20 protein-coding genes are annotated in these 16,927 nt (G+C 32.5%); 8 read left to right on the top strand and 12 right to left on the bottom strand.

The window, feature by feature from the left end; all coding sequences use genetic code 11:
- Positions 1-9: 9 nt before the first annotated feature.
- The 4 genes from Q0857_RS11740 to Q0857_RS11725 are packed head-to-tail and all read right to left on the bottom strand — an operon-like array spanning position 10 to position 3,099.
- Positions 10-879 carry a nucleoside phosphorylase gene (locus tag Q0857_RS11740; RefSeq protein WP_298535434.1) on the bottom strand — a complete coding sequence of 290 codons (870 nt, stop codon included), beginning with the start codon at positions 877-879 and terminating at the stop codon, positions 10-12.
- On the bottom strand, positions 869-1,810 hold the full coding sequence (locus tag Q0857_RS11735; RefSeq protein WP_298535432.1) for a DUF1835 domain-containing protein: 942 nt from the start codon (positions 1,808-1,810) through the stop codon (positions 869-871). Before Q0857_RS11735 ends, Q0857_RS11740 begins: the two co-directional genes overlap by 11 nt.
- Positions 1,811-1,817: 7 nt before the next feature.
- On the bottom strand, positions 1,818-2,147 hold the full coding sequence (locus tag Q0857_RS11730) for a translation initiation factor (protein WP_298535429.1): 330 nt from the start codon (positions 2,145-2,147) through the stop codon (positions 1,818-1,820).
- A 1-nt stretch (position 2,148) separates the two neighbouring features.
- Positions 2,149-3,099, bottom strand: coding sequence for a 2-oxoglutarate and iron-dependent oxygenase domain-containing protein (locus tag Q0857_RS11725; protein ID WP_298535426.1), 951 nt, complete (start codon positions 3,097-3,099; stop codon positions 2,149-2,151).
- 158 nt (positions 3,100-3,257) lie between these two features.
- Here Q0857_RS11725 and Q0857_RS11720 point away from each other — a divergent pair, with 158 nt between their 5' ends.
- The gene (locus Q0857_RS11720; protein ID WP_298535423.1) at positions 3,258-5,234 is read left to right on the top strand and encodes a dehydrogenase E1 component subunit alpha/beta; all 1,977 of its coding nucleotides are present in this window, start codon (positions 3,258-3,260) and stop codon (positions 5,232-5,234) included.
- 90 nt (positions 5,235-5,324) lie between these two features.
- Entirely contained in the window at positions 5,325-5,684 is a 360-nt protein-coding gene (locus tag Q0857_RS11715; protein ID WP_298535421.1) for a hypothetical protein, read from the top strand.
- Between the two features lie 38 nt (positions 5,685-5,722).
- Here the strand turns inward: Q0857_RS11715 and Q0857_RS11710 are convergent, their stop codons facing one another.
- Together Q0857_RS11710 and Q0857_RS11705 are read right to left on the bottom strand one after the other, a co-directional pair.
- Positions 5,723-6,280 (bottom strand): biopolymer transporter ExbD, encoded by a 558-nt coding sequence (locus Q0857_RS11710; RefSeq protein WP_298535418.1) that lies wholly within the window; start codon positions 6,278-6,280, stop codon positions 5,723-5,725.
- A 68-nt stretch (positions 6,281-6,348) separates the two neighbouring features.
- Positions 6,349-6,483, bottom strand: a complete 135-nt coding sequence (locus tag Q0857_RS11705) for a hypothetical protein (protein WP_298535415.1) — start codon at positions 6,481-6,483, stop codon at positions 6,349-6,351.
- A 735-nt stretch (positions 6,484-7,218) separates the two neighbouring features.
- Here Q0857_RS11705 and Q0857_RS11700 point away from each other — a divergent pair.
- Entirely contained in the window at positions 7,219-7,893 is a 675-nt protein-coding gene (locus Q0857_RS11700) for a hypothetical protein (RefSeq protein ID WP_298535412.1), read from the top strand.
- A 100-nt stretch (positions 7,894-7,993) separates the two neighbouring features.
- Positions 7,994-8,647: a T9SS type A sorting domain-containing protein gene (locus tag Q0857_RS11695; RefSeq protein ID WP_298535409.1), complete on the top strand. Its 654-nt coding sequence runs from the start codon at positions 7,994-7,996 to the stop codon at positions 8,645-8,647.
- Here Q0857_RS11695 and mgrA read toward each other — a convergent pair.
- The 3 genes from mgrA to Q0857_RS11680 form a co-directional block, all read right to left on the bottom strand.
- Positions 8,644-9,657, bottom strand: coding sequence for an L-glyceraldehyde 3-phosphate reductase (gene mgrA / locus Q0857_RS11690; RefSeq protein WP_298535407.1), 1,014 nt, complete (start codon positions 9,655-9,657; stop codon positions 8,644-8,646). The two genes, Q0857_RS11695 and mgrA, sit on opposite strands and share 4 nt — an antisense overlap.
- 67 nt (positions 9,658-9,724) lie before the next feature.
- Positions 9,725-10,201 (bottom strand): sulfatase/phosphatase domain-containing protein, encoded by a 477-nt coding sequence (locus Q0857_RS11685; RefSeq protein ID WP_298535927.1) that lies wholly within the window; start codon positions 10,199-10,201, stop codon positions 9,725-9,727.
- Between the two features lie 8 nt (positions 10,202-10,209).
- Positions 10,210-11,034 (bottom strand): sulfatase-like hydrolase/transferase, encoded by an 825-nt coding sequence (locus tag Q0857_RS11680; protein ID WP_298535403.1) that lies wholly within the window; start codon positions 11,032-11,034, stop codon positions 10,210-10,212.
- Between the two features lie 167 nt (positions 11,035-11,201).
- Between Q0857_RS11680 and Q0857_RS11675 the strand changes: the two genes are divergently transcribed.
- The 4 genes from Q0857_RS11675 (at position 11,202) to Q0857_RS11660 (ending at position 15,314) form a co-directional block, all read left to right on the top strand.
- On the top strand, positions 11,202-12,761 hold the full coding sequence (locus Q0857_RS11675) for a DEAD/DEAH box helicase family protein (RefSeq protein ID WP_298535400.1): 1,560 nt from the start codon (positions 11,202-11,204) through the stop codon (positions 12,759-12,761).
- 314 nt (positions 12,762-13,075) lie between these two features.
- Positions 13,076-13,528, top strand: a complete 453-nt coding sequence (locus Q0857_RS11670) for a cold-shock protein (RefSeq protein WP_298535398.1) — start codon at positions 13,076-13,078, stop codon at positions 13,526-13,528.
- 42 nt (positions 13,529-13,570) lie between these two features.
- Positions 13,571-14,485 carry an EamA family transporter gene (locus tag Q0857_RS11665; RefSeq protein WP_298535395.1) on the top strand — a complete coding sequence of 305 codons (915 nt, stop codon included), beginning with the start codon at positions 13,571-13,573 and terminating at the stop codon, positions 14,483-14,485.
- A complete protein-coding gene (locus tag Q0857_RS11660) occupies positions 14,475-15,314 on the top strand; it encodes a DMT family transporter (RefSeq protein ID WP_298535392.1) in 840 nt (279 codons plus the stop codon). The genes Q0857_RS11665 and Q0857_RS11660 overlap by 11 nt, the downstream gene beginning before the upstream one ends.
- A gap of 24 nt (positions 15,315-15,338) precedes the next feature.
- Here Q0857_RS11660 and Q0857_RS11655 read toward each other — a convergent pair whose 3' ends face one another.
- Genes Q0857_RS11655 through Q0857_RS11645 form a run of 3 tightly spaced genes read right to left on the bottom strand, consistent with a single transcriptional unit; the run spans position 15,339 to position 16,915 of the window.
- The gene (locus Q0857_RS11655) at positions 15,339-16,067 is read right to left on the bottom strand and encodes a DUF2807 domain-containing protein (RefSeq protein WP_298535390.1); all 729 of its coding nucleotides are present in this window, start codon (positions 16,065-16,067) and stop codon (positions 15,339-15,341) included.
- 32 nt (positions 16,068-16,099) lie between these two features.
- Entirely contained in the window at positions 16,100-16,258 is a 159-nt protein-coding gene (locus Q0857_RS11650) for a hypothetical protein (RefSeq protein ID WP_298535388.1), read from the bottom strand.
- A 3-nt stretch (positions 16,259-16,261) separates the two neighbouring features.
- On the bottom strand, positions 16,262-16,915 hold the full coding sequence (locus tag Q0857_RS11645) for a hypothetical protein (protein WP_298535384.1): 654 nt from the start codon (positions 16,913-16,915) through the stop codon (positions 16,262-16,264).
- Positions 16,916-16,927 lie beyond the last annotated feature (12 nt).

Below are 16,927 nucleotides of genomic sequence, written 5' to 3'. Positions count from 1 at the left end.
CCGCTAAATTTATTCTGTGAGTTTATTAAGTGTAAATCTGATTAAATCATCAATAACTTTTGCTGGGTTTTTACTAAAAGTACCGTTCGCTCTATTGGCAATTATGGCATTTAGAGATAAGGCCTCATGACCTAATAGTTTTGCTAAACCGTAAATAGCTGAAGTTTCCATTTCAAAATTAGAAATACTCATATCTTTATAATTAAAAGTATCCATTTTTGAATTAAGGTTTGGGTCTTGTAAAGCAAGTCGTAACACCCGCCCCTGTGGACCATAAAACCCTCCAGATGTAGCTGTTAATCCTTTATGAGTTATACTACTCTCTAATTTCTTTTCTAACACTTCGCTACCATTTATAATAATGGGATTTGCTTTATTTGAGCTCCAATTTGTTTGCTTAATAAAAGCATTTTCAATATCAGAATTATTAATACTTGTAATTTCATAGGAGTGGAGCATGCCATTTATATCCAAACCGTGTGTACTTAATACAAAAGCATCTACGGGTATTTCAGTTTGCAACGCCCCAGACGTTCCAATTCTAACAATATTTAAGGTTGTTAAATGTGTTTTAATTTGCCTGGTTTTAAAATCAATATTGACTAAAGCGTCAAGTTCGTTGAGAACAATATCAATATTGTCAGGTCCTATCCCTGTTGAAATTACTGATATTCGTTTACCTTTATAGAATCCAGTATGCGTTTTAAATTCCCGTTTTTGAGTTTCAAATTCAATGGAGTCAAAATATTTAGAAACTTTTGAAACACGATCTTGATCACCAACAAAAATGATGGTGTCAGAGATATTTTCTGGCTTAAGATTTAAATGATAAATACTACCATCAGGATTTAAAATAAGCTCTGACTCTTTAATTGGCATGTGATACTATTTTAATCAGTTTGTTTTGCTTTTTGTCAAAATGAAAGTCTGCGACATTTACACCGCCATAGGTCATGCCATCGTTCATTTCTTTTGAAAAATTATACTGCTTTAGTAAAGCTTCGAATCCTTTTCTGTTTAATGATATTTTGCCCTCTTCTTCATTAAAAAAGTAACTTAACTTGTCAATAATTCTATTTAGCTGCATGTCGCCAAAGCCATAATACCCTTGATAATTTAAAGCATATCCTAATAAATGATTTCTCGATTTTATGTTATTTTCTTTAATTAAAGATAAAATGTTTGTTTCTAAAACATTCAGTCCACTTTTTGAATCTGGAAAACGTTCTAAATGAGCTTTTAAACAATTGCTTAAATATTTAAAAGAAGAGCTTTGAACGATAAATGGCTTTAATAGATTATGATCCTTTCCGCAATAAATACCCCATAATGTAGATGCTAAATCAATATCATCTTGATTTAGTCTTACCTTATCTTTATAATGTTTAAACAATTGAGCTGCATTTAATTCTGATAACCCTTTTAACGCACTAACTCCTGAAATTCGGCCACTACAAACTAAATATAGGGGTAAATCTATTTTTTTTTGTTGTAGTAGGTTTATAACGGCTAGTAAGTTTATGTGGCAAAATAAATCGTATTCAAACCAAAGTATTATTTCAGAGTAGCGCTCAAGATTACTAAGTTGTCCTAATGCAAATTCAACTTTATTTAAATCCAGTTCAACGTTATAGCATGTACTTAAGAAATCACTTCGAAGCGCAATAAATTCATCTGTGTGAATCACATGCTGAGTAGGGCCTTCGCATAAAATTTCTTGCCATGTTAATTTTTCTCCTGCAATTTCTAATTCGTTTAAATATGATGTAAGTATGCCACCATTGGTAATGTGTAAGGGTTCTTTGCTCATATCTATTTTATCCGCCTACGCGCTTTACATTAAACCCTTTATCTTTTAGCATTTGCATGATTTTATCTCTGTAATCACCTTGTATAATGATTTTGTCATCTTTAAAACTACCACCAACACTTAGTTTTGTTTTAATCGCTTTAGCCAGAGCTTTAAAATCTTCATTAGCTCCATTGTATCCTTCCAAAATAGTGATTGGTTTGCCTTTTCGCTTTTCGTATTTGCAAATTATGGGGTCTTCCTGCATCCAAATTCCTGAGTTTTCCATATCATTAGTATCCGAAACTTCTGGTTTATGCTCTGGAAATAAATTCTTGAGTTGATCTTGTAAATCCATTCTATTTTTTTATCAAACCTAATTCAATTAAACGTTCATTTAAAAATTCACCTGCTGTAATATTATTAAATTGTTTAGGGTGTTCTTCATCAACACAACTTGTTAAAACATCAAGTTTCATAGCGCTAATGGGATGCATAAAAAAAGGAATGGAATAACGTGATTTCCCCCAGAATTCTTTTGGAGGATTAACGACGCGATGTATGGTAGACTTTAATTTATTGTTAGTGTGTCTGGATAACATATCGCCCACATTAATCATCAACTCATCTGGTTCTGCTATGGCATCAATCCATTGGCCAATATGGTTTTGAACTTGTAATCCTTTGCCTTGCGCTCCCATTAACAAGGTAATTAAATTAATATCACCATGGGCAGCAGCTCTTACAGCTTCTTTAGGTTCTTCTGTAATCGGCGGATAATGGATAGGACGCAAAATAGAATTTCCATTTTTTATGTATTCATCAAAATACGTTTCATCTAGCTCTAAATGTAAAGCCAAGGCACGAAGTACATATTTTGCCGTTTTCTCTAGCATTTTATAGGCTTGCTCTCCTGTTTTATTAAAATTAGGAAGCTCTTTAACCATAACATTTTCATGATATTCCTTTTTTAGAATATCGTCGTTTTCAACATACTGTCCAAAGTGCCAAAACTCTTTTAAATCACCTTCTTTTTTTCCTTTAGCACTTTCCTTACCAAAAGATACATAGCCTCGTTGTCCACCAATACCTTCTATCTCATATTTTTGTTTAATCTCCAAAGGCAAATCAAAAAAGTTTTTGATTTCTTTATATAAATCATTAACCAACCTACTATCCAAAAAATGACCTTTAAGAGCCACAAACCCAATTTCTTCATAGGCCTTCCCAATGGCAGCAACAAACTTTTGTTTTTTTACGATATCATCAGATGTGAAATCATTTAAATTAACACTTGGAATTCTATTCATTGGGTTTTACTTTAATATTGAGTATTACAAATGTACAAAAAGCATTAAATTTTATTGAGCTATCAAAGGCTTAATAGTTGCCTAGCATATTCCTTAATTATGGTATATTTGATTGGACAAATTATTTAATTTTTTAAAATTAAACTTCGCTGAATTTAATGAACTATTTAATTAATAACCTTGAGAATAATATCCTTATTGATTTGTATAAAAACATGATCAAACCAAGAATGGTAGAGGAGAAGATGCTTATTTTATTGAGACAAGGGAAAATAAGTAAATGGTTTTCTGGTATTGGTCAAGAAGCGATTTCCGTTGGGATTACTATGGCCTTGAACAAAGATGAGTATATCTTACCTATGCATAGGAATTTAGGTGTTTTTACAACAAGGGGAATCCCTTTGAAAAGATTATTTGGACAATGGCAAGGTAAAGCATCAGGTTTTACCAATGGGCGTGATCGATCGTTTCATTTTGGTTCAAAAGAGCATAGAATTGTAGGAATGATTTCTCATTTAGGGCCTCAACTGGGCGTTGCTGATGGTATTGCTTTAGCATCGAAATTAAAGCAAACTAACCAAGTTACTACAGTTTTTTCTGGGGAAGGCGGAACAAGTGAAGGTGATTTTCATGAAGCTCTAAATGTAGCTTCGGTTTGGCAACTGCCGGTACTCTTTTGCATTGAAAATAATGGTTACGGGCTTTCGACCCCTACAAATGAACAATATAATTGTAAAGATATTGCCGATAGAGGTCTGGGCTATGGTATGGAATCTCACATTATTGATGGAAATAATATTATTGAAGTTTATTGCAAGGTAGATGAAATAGCTCAAAGCATACGTCAAAACCCTAGACCAGTATTATTAGAATTCAAAACTTTTAGAATGCGAGGGCATGAGGAAGCAAGTGGCACGAAGTATGTTCCGAAAGAGCTACTAGACGCTTGGCGTGAAAAGGACCCTATATCAAATTACGAAACTTTTTTGCTAAAGACTGAAGTTCTGACTAAAACTAAAATCCAAAAAATTACTGATGATATTTCTAGTGAAATAAATACACATTTAGACGCTGCTTTTAATGAAAAAAGTATAATACCAGATAAAACTATAGAGTTAGGTGATGTGTTTCAAAGTTACTCATGTCAGCAAGTTAATCACCTTGAAATTACTCAAGAAATTCGTTTAGTGGATGCCATATCTGATGGGTTGAAACAAAGTATGGAGATTCATAAAGACCTTGTTATTATGGGGCAAGATGTTGCAGAATACGGAGGAGTTTTTAAAATAACTGAAGGCTTTGTAGAGTTGTTTGGAAAGGAACGTATAAGAAACACTCCTATTTGTGAATCTGCAATTATTGAGACCGCCATGGGGCTATCGATAGCTGGTATAAAAAGTATTGTTGAGATGCAATTTGCCGATTTTGTATCCTCTGGATTTAATCCAGTCGTAAATTATTTGGCTAAATCACACTACAGATGGGGACAAAATGCAGATGTGGTTATAAGAATGCCATGTGGGGGCGGAGTGGCAGCAGGCCCGTTTCATTCTCAAACAAACGAAGCTTGGTTTACAAAAACTCCAGGATTGAAAGTTGTTTATCCGGCGTTTCCTTATGATGCTAAAGGTTTGTTGGCTACTTCAATACATGACCCTAATCCGGTATTATTTTTTGAACATAAAGGACTATACAGAAGTATTCGTCAGAATGTCCCTTTAGATTACTATACATTACCACTAGGAAAGGCTTCTATTGTTAAATATGGTGAGTCCATTACTATTGTGAGTTTTGGAGCAGGAGTGCATTGGGCTCTTGAGACTTTAAATGAGAACCCACATATATCAGCGGAACTTATTGATTTAAGAACACTTCAGCCTTTGGACATTCAGACCGTATATGATTCGGTTAAAAAAACAGGAAAACTAATTATTTTGCAAGAAGACTCTCTTTTTGGAAGTATTTCTAGCGATATATCAGCACTTGTGGCAGAGCATTGTTTTGAGTATTTAGATGCGCCAATAAAACGAGTTGCTAGTATGGAAACACCCATACCTTTTGCAAAACAATTGGAAGAACAGTATTTGCCAATTCAAAGATTTGAAATAGCCTTAAAATCTCTTTTATCCTACTAGGTTTTAATAATTATGTTTTAAGATTTAATGAAAGTATTTGTTCCAAAAATATTTATATGTGTTTTTCTGTTTCAGTGTTTCAGCTGTAACTTGGAAAAAAAATATGAAGACCAGTTTATTTGGGATTCTTTGAACGTTACAGCCACGGCTTATAATTCATTAGTTAATCAAACCAATTCTAATCCTGAAATTACTGCTTTTGGAGATAGTTTGAAACCAGGTTTAAAGTATATAGCAGTTTCCAGAGATTTATTGAGGATGGGATTAAAACATAATACACCAGTTAAAATTGAAGGTTTTGAAGGGATTTATTTAGTTAAAGATAAAATGCATTCTAAATGGACAAAACGTATTGATATTTATATGGGTATTGATATTGATGCTGCAACGCAATGGGGTAGAAGGCGGGTTTGTATTGAATATGGCACCCTCAAAAAAGACAATAATTGAGCTATCCAAATTGCCGTCTGAATAGCTCAAAAATATTTTTATTTCGTTTCAGCTTCTGATAGAATAAACGGATAAGCATTTTTTACTTGTTTCATTTCCGTTTCGGTTAATTTATCAACCACTTTTCCAATTTTATTCAAGCTATAAGCTTGCCGTAATTCATAATACGCTTTAGTCAGTTCATTTTGAACAGCAATAAAGGTTTTATATGTTGTTTGTTTGCTGTTTTGTAATGATACAATAGCCTCCTTTGGGTTATCAGAAGAAATATTGTTTTTGTCTCCATTGCAATAGCCACAACTCCCATCTCCATTATTGTCAAGAAATGTTTTAGTTCTTTCCTTAAGATCTTCAATAGAAACAATTTCATTTTCTATCATGATTTCGTCGTTACCATTTATAACGACTCTTAAAATGTTACGTTCGTTTACGTCAGTACTGCAATCTGTTCCAGTAGGGCATGGTCTAGGTAACAACCTATTTAGGCCTTCATCAGAAGAAATAGTAGCGGTAACTAAAAAGAAAATAAGTAATAAAAATGCAATGTCGGCCATAGAGCCGGCATTGACTTCTGGGATTAATTTTGAATGTCTCATAAAATTATAGTTTAATGTTAATGTGGTTTCAAACACAAAAACAATACCATAACTTTATGAATATCTTATTAATGTGCGTAACGCTTGGTGCCTTTCCAAAGACCTGAATTTGAAAAACGAAAATCTATTATGCGTTTAGGTGTTAATAAATTCTCATGAGTCACGAGATTTAGATGTCTTGATATTTTAATGATGGTTTTCATTTTGATTGATTTTATTGATACCGAAACGGACTCAGTATATGATTGATGAAAGTTTTTTGCTTTAAAAGACGTTACCTATCTGTAACGTCTTTTTGTGTTCCATTGGTTAGTCTTAGTTCCTTTTAATGTGTTTGATAATTGATTGTTGTTTAAAGTTCTCATGATGTTTGATTTTGATTGATGATTATTTGTACTTGGTTTTTAAGTGCTAGTTATCTGTAGCGTCTTTTAGTATTCCATTGGTTGGTCTTAGTTCCTTTTAATGTATTTGATAATTGATTGTTGTTTAAAGTTCTCATGATGTTTGATTTTGATTGATGATTATTTGTATTTGATTTTTAAATGCTAGTTATCTGTAGCGTCTTTTAGTATTCCATTGGTTGGTCTTAGTTCCTTTTAATGTGTTTGATAATTGATTGTTGTTTAAAGTTCTCATAATTTTAAAGTTTTAATTGATTAGTAAATAACTGTTGTTTTTTGATTGTTATATTAGATAGACGAGCCAATTATTATTTTGTTACAGTACTATGCATAACAAAGTAATGATTTAACATATTTTAACATTTCGCATATTAAAAAACTAGGGGATGATTAAAAAAAAGATGGATAATAACTATTAAGGAATAGTTATTGTTAAACCCATACTAAAATATCTACACCAAATGCATGTATTTCGAAGAAAGAAATATCTTTGTGGTATATTTAGCACTTGGTTAAATTAAGTATATAAGACTCATGAGACCTATATTAGTTGTTTTACTAATTTTATTTTCAGTTTCTGCTGTAGCCCAAATTGACAGCAAGAATAAATCTTTTAGTGTTCCTGCCACTGAAGCTCCAAAAGAAACACCAGATATTAAACCAGAGTTACCAAAACCGAAAACGAATACAAATAGTAGTTTTGGTATAAATATCCCGAAACCTTTAGTTGATTTAGAATTTGACAAGAAAGAAATATCTATGTTTCCTGAAGAGGAATTTGGGAACCCCGGAGAACTTTATATTGATAAAATTAACAAGTCTCTTGACAATATTAGATTAAGTAAAAAAGAAATGGAGTTGCGAAATGGTAGCACTACTGATCAATATTTTGGTGATTTTAAAAGTAAATCTAAAACAGTCAATGTAGTTTATAGAGACCATGGTTATACAGATGGTGATATTATTCAGGTAAAAGTTAATGATGACATTATATATCCTAGAGTTTTTTTAACAGGAGGTTTTAAAGGGTTTACCTTAAACTTAAAACCAGGTTTTAATAAAATAGATTTTCTAGCATTAAATCAAGGGGAGTCTGGCCCCAATACGGCTGAATTTAAAGTAATTGACGATAAAGGCATGGTGGTTACACACAACAGATGGAATCTAGCCACTGGAGTAAAAGCTACGGTTATTGTGGTAAAAGAGTAGTTTTTTATTACTTTAGAGTAATATCTTTAAGCATATGCAAAGACCATACCTGCTAATATCTTTTTTCTTATTCACTACTTTTGGTTTTTCTCAAATCTTGATGGATAATAATTGGGTTTTAGAAAGCATAAAAATTGATAATATTTTTTATCCTAGCTCAGACGGATATCCTGAGCTTGATGATGATGGAAATCGAATACCCTTAATTTTTCATCCATCAGAAACTTTAAGTTTTGATTCTACTGTTTGTGGTTTAATAGAAGGTCAGTTCAGCATGGATGATGAAGAATTCAATACCTTTACTATACTATCTACAAACACCACTTTAGAATCTTGTACTAATTTGGGCGACCAAGATTTTGAGAGTTTATATTTTGGTTTCTTTCAGCCCTCAACAACTTACAGATATGATATCGGATGCTTGTTAAGTGGAAGCGCATGTTATTTGACGATTTACTCTCCTAATGGAGATGAAGTTCGATACTGGAATGGATTGCTTTCAATACCGCGTCGTGATAAATCTTTATTCTCGAAGTACCCCAACCCAGTAAAAGATATACTCCATATAAAAACAACTCATAATTTAAGTGATTATAAAATAAAAATTATAGATTTTACAGGGAAAGTTATTTGGGTACAAGAAAATAATAACACGAATTCAATCAATGTCGAAAAACTTTCACAAGGTGTTTATTTTATTTCAATTGAAGATGAATTAGGAAACGTTTCTAGCGAAAAATTTATTAAAAGTTAAGAAATCACGGCTTCAATCATCTTTAATTCCTCTTCTGAAAAATTTAAATTATCCAAGGCTTTTATATTCTCCTTTAATTGATTTGAAGAGCTTGCACCCACTAATACAGAAGCTACTTGTGGTTGTCTTAAAATCCAGGCGATAGCCATTTGTGATAACTTTTGCCCGCGTTCAATGGCTAGCTTATTAAGTTTTTGAATTTTATCTAAGTTACTAGATACAGTTTCAGAATTTAAATACGTTAAATCTTTAGCTGCCCTGGAACCTTCAGGAATCCCATTAATATACTTGTCAGTAAGCAGACCTTGCGCCAATGGGGAGAACGCAATACAGCCAACCCCATTTTTATCCAACGTATTTAAAAGGCCATCTTCAACCCAACGATCGAACATCGAATATCTAGCCTGATGCAAAATAAATGGGGTATTCAAATCTTTTAACAGCTCTGCAGCTTTTTGTGTTTCTTCAGGCTGGTAATTTGAAATACCTACGTAGAGTGCTTTTCCCTGACGTACAATATCGGCTAAAGCTCCCATGGTTTCTTCTAACGGCGTATCAGGATCAGGTCTATGATGATAGAAAACATCTACATAGTCCAAGTTCATACGTTTTAAACTCTGGTCTAAGCTAGAGATTAAATATTTTCTAGAACCCAAATTACCATAAGGTCCAGGCCACATATCATAGCCCGCTTTGGTAGCAATAAATAATTCATCTCTATAGTTTTGAAAGTCTTTTTTAAATATGGTTCCAAAATTTTCCTCAGCGGAACCATATGGCGGACCATAGTTATTAGCTAAATCAAAATGAGTAATTCCCAAATCAAAGGCCGTTCTTAAAATATCTCTTCCATTTTGAATGGGATCTATAAACCCGAAATTATGCCATAGCCCAATGGACATGGCAGGTAAAAGCACGCCACTTTTCCCTGTTCGATTATAAGTCATGGATTCATACCTCGAATTGGCAGCTAAGTAATGTTTAACGCCCGATTTGTCATTAATTTGCATAAGGAAAATTTTATGCTATAAAAATATAAATTAGTTCTTTAGCTAAACAACTATTTTCTAGAATATATTAATTTCTAATGTCTTGGAGTTTTGCGGTTAGTTCATCTTTAATTGTTTTATCAGTATCACTAAGAGGTAATTGATTGGCATGAAGTAAATTTGGGTTCTCCATTGGATTATTGCTTAAGTTAAATAATGCTTCAGATCCGTCATTGAAATAGATATATTTATGTGTTGCATTTCTAATCGTGTAATCAGCATTTTCGGTATACGTATATATTCGTTTGTTTGCTTCAGAATCATTTAGTAACCCTTTAAAGCTTTTGCTATCATGTATTTCCGATGTTTCTGTACCTGCTATATCCGCAATAGTGGCATATAAATCAGTGGTGTTTATTAAAGCATTCTCCGTACTATTAATTCTATCTACACCTTTTCCAGAAATTATCATCGGCACATTTACGCCACCTTGATAAATACTACCTTTTACGCGTCTAGAATTGTATTCTTGAGCAACTTGGTTTGGAGTACCATTATCTCCTATAAAAATAATTATAGTATTACTTTTTCATCATTTGATAATGAATTAATCAATCTACCCATTTCAGTATCTAAAGCTTCAAGTGCCGCCAAATAGTATGACAACGGATTAATATCAATGCTCGATTGATCTGATGATAAAGCGCCTTGATAGTGCAAATCTTCAGGTGGCAAATGAAAAGGTGTGTGCGGTGCATTATATGCTAACCATAAAAGCCAAGGTTGCGTTTGGTTGTCTTTCCATTCAATAGCTAAATCTGTAAACCTTGTTGTCGTATATTCCGTAGAGCGATTCATGACACCATTAACGTTTAAAGTCCAATTTGTATAAGAAGGCACACCACCTCCGGTAAAACCTGCAAAATAGTCAACACCCATATCATTTGGATGGTTATCATCTTTGGATAAATGCCATTTCCCAATTACTGCATGTGCGTAGGTATTATTTGTGTTAAGGTCCAAGTATTTTTGTATCGATGTTTCTGATGTCGAAAGTGGATCATCAACCGCTAATACATTGGTTCTAAATCCGTATCTTCCTGTAATTATACCTGCTCTTGTTGGGGTGCAGGTAGGGTTTGACCATAAGTTGGTAAACCTAACACCAGAATTTATTAAACTTTGAAGATTTGGCATATGGGGTTTAACATTCCCTATGTCATAACCGGGGCATGCATCTAATCCCATATCATCTGCTATTATTAGTAAAATGTTTGGAGTAGTAGGGGCTGAGCTATTTTCAAGTTCTTCTTCGACTTCAAAAACTTCTACAGATTCATCACTACAGGACATTATTGTTAATATCAGAAAAAACAAAAACTTTATTCCTACTTTCATACTTAAATAAATTATAATACATTTATTTAGATGCTAAGCTGTGAATTAACTTGCGCCAAAGAATCAATTTATTTTGAAGATGTTAATATTCCTTAATAATTTTCCTAATAAACATTGTAGATAAACCCTTTAAAGATGTTATTTTTGCACGTCATTAAAATGCAAGCATGTCGATTACAAAAGCTGAATTAGAAATAGAAGAAAGAAAAGAAGGTAAAGATTTATATAGTTACCAAAAAGGTGCAATAGACAAAATTTTTACTGCTTTTGAGGAATCTCCGGAAGATTATCATTTACTATATCAATTGCCTACAGGTGGAGGGAAAACTGTTATTTTTTCTGAGATAGTTAGACAGTACCTGAAACACCATAAAAAGAAGGTTTTGGTCATGACTCATAGAATAGAGTTATGCAAGCAAACCTCTAGTATGCTTACAGAATTTGGCGTACATAACAAGGTTGTTGACAGTAAAGCAGATTTAAGTGATCAACAAGAATATAGTTGTTTCGTAGCTATGGTTGAAACTTTAAATAACAGACTTAATGATGATAAATTAGATATTTCTGATATTGGGTTAGTTATTATTGATGAGGCACATTACAATTCATTTACAAAACTGTTTAAATTTTTCAGTAAATCCTTTATTCTGGGAGTTACAGCAACGCCACTTAGTTCAAGTATCGAATTACCGATGACCGATAATTATGATGAATTAATTGTAGGTGAAAGTATAGAATCTCTTATTGAAAATGGGTTTTTAGCACGTGCTGAAATGTTCACTTATAATGTAGGTTTAACCTCATTAGTCGTGGGTGCCAATGGTGATTATACTGTTAAATCATCAGAAGACCTGTATACAGATAACGATATGCTATCTAAGTTATTACAAGCTTACGAGGAACGATCAAAAGGTAAAAAAACACTCATATTTAATAATGGTATTAATACCTCACTGCATGTATACGATACGTTTAGAAGAGCCGGTTATCAAATTGCACATTTAGATAATACAAATACAAAAAAGGAACGTGCACTTATATTAAAATGGTTTAAAAATACTCCGGGGGCTATTTTAACTTCAGTGAGTATTTTAACCACGGGTTTTGATGAGCCAACCGTAGAAAGCATAATACTCAATAGAGCAACAAAATCGCTTACTTTATATTATCAAATGATTGGACGTGGCTCACGTATTTTAAAGGATAAAAGTACATTTTCAGTTATTGATTTAGGAAATAACTTTCACAGATTTGGTCCTTGGGGTGATGATTTAGATTGGCAAAGAATATTTAAATCACCAACATATTATCTGGATTCGATATTAACAGATGAAGATTTAGAAAGCAATTTCAGATATGAAATGCCCGATTCATTGCGTGAGGAATTTGCAAAATCAAAGGATGTTCAATTTGATGTTCAAAAAACCTATGTAGACTCTATTAGAAATGGAGAATCATCGAAAGTAGTTTTAGAACGTTCTATAGAGCAGCATGCTAAAATTTGTATTGAAAACAGTGAAGATGTCTACGATGCTTTGGCTTTAGCAAAAATGTTGGGTGATGATGTTGATTTTAGGATTCAGCGTTATACAAAATGCATTAGTAAGAGTACTTATAACTTCGTAGAGTGGTTAAAAGGGGATTATAGAAAGAAATTAAACTCTTATTTGCGCTCAAACTTTGATGAAGTGTTTGAGCAAATTCATGGTTATCCACCAGAAGAATAAAGTGTTATCATCATTTCTTTTAAAATTCTTGTTTTCAAATAGCATGATTTAATAGTATTTTTTGAAATTTAAATTGAATTAAGAATAGAAAGGTATATTGAACTCCTAGACCTATAAAGGAGCGATAAATATAAATCCTATTCTTCAATTCCGACTTGATTCAAGAATAAGTAAGGTCCTAACAAAATATTTACATTAGGCCTAAATATCATTTAGAATAACTTTTAATAGCTTGATTATTATAGCATCGAAAAAAATAGATGTATCTTTACATCATTATTAACCCTTAAAAAATCAGTAGGATATTATAAACTATGGCAAAATCGCAAGTAACATTTAACAAAATAGAAAAAGAGAAGAAACGCTTAAAGAAAAGAGAAGAAAAACAAAAAAGAAAAGAAGCCAGAAGAGCTGAAGCTAAAGAAAATCCGCAAGGTATTCAATTTGCTTATGTTGATTTCAATGGAAATTTAACAGATACTCCACCAGATCCAGCCATGCGTGAAAAGGTAGAAGCCGAAAGTATTGAATTAGGGATTCCTAAAAAAGAAGATAGAATAGAAGAGGAGCCAGTCGCTAAAGAAGGTAAAGTATCTTTCTTTGATCATTCAAAAGGTTTTGGTTTTATAATTGATAGCGTGAATCAAGAAAAATATTTTGTTCATATTAGTGGTACTTTAGAGCCTATTGAAGAGAATGATAAAGTGACTTACGAATTAGAGCGTGGTCAAAAAGGTATGAATGCTGTAAAGGTTAAAAAAATATAACCTTATTAAAATTATTTTATACCTCATAACGTAATGATAAGTATGAGTATATCGCGAAAAACGCTCTTAATACTTTTATCTTTTTTCGCTATTTATGTTATTTGGGGTTCAACATATTTATTAAATAAAATTGCGGTAACTGAGTTACCGCCTTTTTTTTTGGCATCCATTCGCTTTATTGTTGCTAGTGTATTTATTTTTATAATTGCTAAAGCTTTAGGCATAAGTATTAAAATTACACTTAGGCAATTTAAAAATACCTGTATTGCTGGTTTTTTGTTCTTAACTTTTGGGAATGGTGTTGTGGTTTGGGCTTTAAGATATGTGGATAGTGGTTTTGCTGCCTTACAGATTTCAGCTCAACCCCTTGTAGTCCTTATTTTAATGCGTATTCTTCAAGGTAAAAAAATATCTTTGATGTCCTATATTGGTGTTATCCTTGGTTTTATAGGTATTTTTCTTTTGGTTAGCCAGAAAGAGGTTATTAGTCAGGAAGGTCAAGTTATTGGTATGCTAACCATTTTTTTGTGCATGATAAGTTGGGCGTATGCCAGCATATTTGTTGGTAAAGCTGATTTACCAAAGAATCATTTTGTAAACACGGCATACCAGATGTTTACAGGAAGTATTATGCTAGCCATAATTAGTTTGTGCTTAAATGAGTCATGGTCTTTACCTTCTAGTTGGACGAAAGATGTGCAATGGTCTATGCTGGGTCTTATTCTTTTCGGAGGTGTTATAGCATTTACAGCTTTTAACTATCTCTTAAAGGAAGTTTCTCCAGAAAAAGTGGCTACATCTACTTATGTAAACCCTATTATTGCACTCATTTTAGGATGGTGGGTGTTAAATGAACAGATTACTATGCAATCTATTATTGCAGCTATTATTTTGTTAACGGGAGTTTATTTTATTAACTCAAAAAGACAATTTAAACCTAGAGGATATGGACGTTAAACTTGCTATTAAGTTTATGTTTATAAGTACTTTAGCTTTTGCATGCATGAATGGAATTGTTAAGCACTTAACTCATATAGGTGCATTTCAAATTGTTTTTTTTAGAGCTTTAGGATCTTTGTTTTTTACGTTGGCGTTTCTTTTTAAAAACAATATTTCTATGGTTGGAAACAACAAAAAATTACTAATAGCCAGAGGTTTAGTTGGGGTTACTTCAATGTCTTTCTTCTTTATGTCCACTAAATTTTTACCAATTGGTACTGCGGTATCATTACGATATATGGCCCCAATTTTTGCAGCCGTATTTGCTGTTTTTTTATTAAAAGAGCATGTAAGACTCTTGCAATGGTTGTTTTTTGGTTTGGCTTTTTTGGGTGTCATAATTTTAAAGGGTTTTGATACTGAATTAAACGTTTATGGGCTTTTATTAGTTTTATTGTCTGCCATTTTTAGTGGGTTAGTTTATGTGGTACTCAGTAAAATTGGGAAGACTGAACATCCAGTTGTTGTGGTTAATTATTTTATGGTAATATCTGCCATAGTTGGCGGTATACTTTCTATTAATAATTGGATAACTCCTATTGGCATGGAATGGCTAATGCTTTTTGGACTCGGCGTATTTGGGTATTTTGGACAGGTTTTTATGACCAAAGCTTTTCAAGAGGCATCTACAAATCAAGTGGCTCCACTAAAATACCTTGAGGTTGTTTTTACAGTGTTATTTGGTGTCGTAATTTTTAATGAAATATACACCTTCTGGAGCCTCCTTGGTATTGCCATGATTATTTGCGCATTGATTTTGAATGCGCTTTACAAAGGACGAAAATAGTTTCAAAATTAAAATCAATAGAAATCAATCCATTTTAACAAGTCTAGCATCAGCTTTTAAATCTTGATAAACAATGGAGGCGTTCCCTTTGTATTTTAAAATGCAATCAGCTTTGGCATCAATATAAATACTGTTTTTAACAGTTAAATTTGCACCGCAATCTGCAACCATTTTCAGTTTTAAATCATTAACAACTAAATCGTAATCTGAAAGTCTAACATCAGCAGAAAGGTTTGCATTTAAGTAGTCAATATGACCATATAAGTCTGCTCTAACATCGGCTGAAGCTCTTAGTTCTAAGTCTTTTACATCTAATTCACCCGTAAAATAACTATCCGCAGATAAACTGATATAAGCCTTATTGGCTACCAATGTATTTTCCAAAGTTATATTAGAATCGGCAGTTGCCTTAAAGTTTTCGATTGCCTTCGCACTTAGATAAACATTTAGTGTTGGATTTCCTTTAACGTTTACTCTATTTTTTAGTTTAACAGTGAGTTTATTATCTCTTATTTGGGCAATAATAAGATCTTGCAAATTACTATTTCCTTCTACTTGTATAGATTCGCTATCTTCAGAAAAAGTAATAAATGCATTAAAACCATTTCCTATTTCTATACTGTTATAATTTTCTACAGGGACTTCTCTTAAAGTAATAGTATCTCCGGGTGAAACACGAATTTTATCTGTGTAACAAGATGAAAGTACTAAAGAGAAAAGCGTAAAGATTAAGTAATAGCTGCTCGTTTTCATTGTGATTGATTTTTGATGATGAAATAAAAGTTTTAATGATTCATTGTTTTATTAAGTTCAAATACAGGAATCCATTGAAAATTAATTGAGTGCCACTTATTACTTTCCGTATTCGATTTTATAAAAACTTTATTTTTTTTTGAAACCACATGAATAGTTTCAATGATTGATTTGTTTTGTTTTGATTTCATTTTTTATAAGTTTTGTTTGTATCTGTTTCTTCCCATATTAAAAACACCTAGCTTAACGCCAATTCCTGCAGAAAACCCATTTATATTACTAATATTATACTCAGGCCTTAAGTTTAACTTACTTGAAAACCTATATTTAATTCCCGCCTCTAATTGAATATATCTTGAAATGTTGTATAATACATTAACTCCTGGTTCTGCTACAAAAACACCTTTCCAGTCATCTTCTTCAATTGTGACATCGTTAAATACATCTTCATTTAGTAATCCAACAGCACCACCTCCTATAAGTAGGGGTAACGATAAATTAAATTTTGATTTACCAAAAAAAATGGGCTCTAGGTGCAAACCACCATAAAAACCAGCAAGGTCTCTGTTTAGGTTATCTGTTCCCAATCGGTTTAAGTCTGTATAAAATCCAGTGCCTATAAACCCGATTTCAAATTGCTGATTTGCGACATAAGCCACCTTAAAACTGGATGCGTAAGTATCTGCCTTATCAATGGTTCCATAATGAAAGCTTAAACCTAAATACACCCCATGAACCGTGTTTTTTCTATCGTTAAATTCGATGTAATCTGTTTCTGTTTCTTGACCACTTAGCATATTTATGGAGCTAATAAGTATCAATAGCAAAAGAATAGAGTAGTGTTTCATTTTATGATTTTA

The organism is uncultured Algibacter sp. (assembly GCF_947495925.1).
GTDB lineage: Bacteria > Bacteroidota > Bacteroidia > Flavobacteriales > Flavobacteriaceae > Algibacter_E.
Note: the sequence above shows the minus strand (reverse complement) of the source record. Positions and strands in the feature narration are given on the sequence as shown.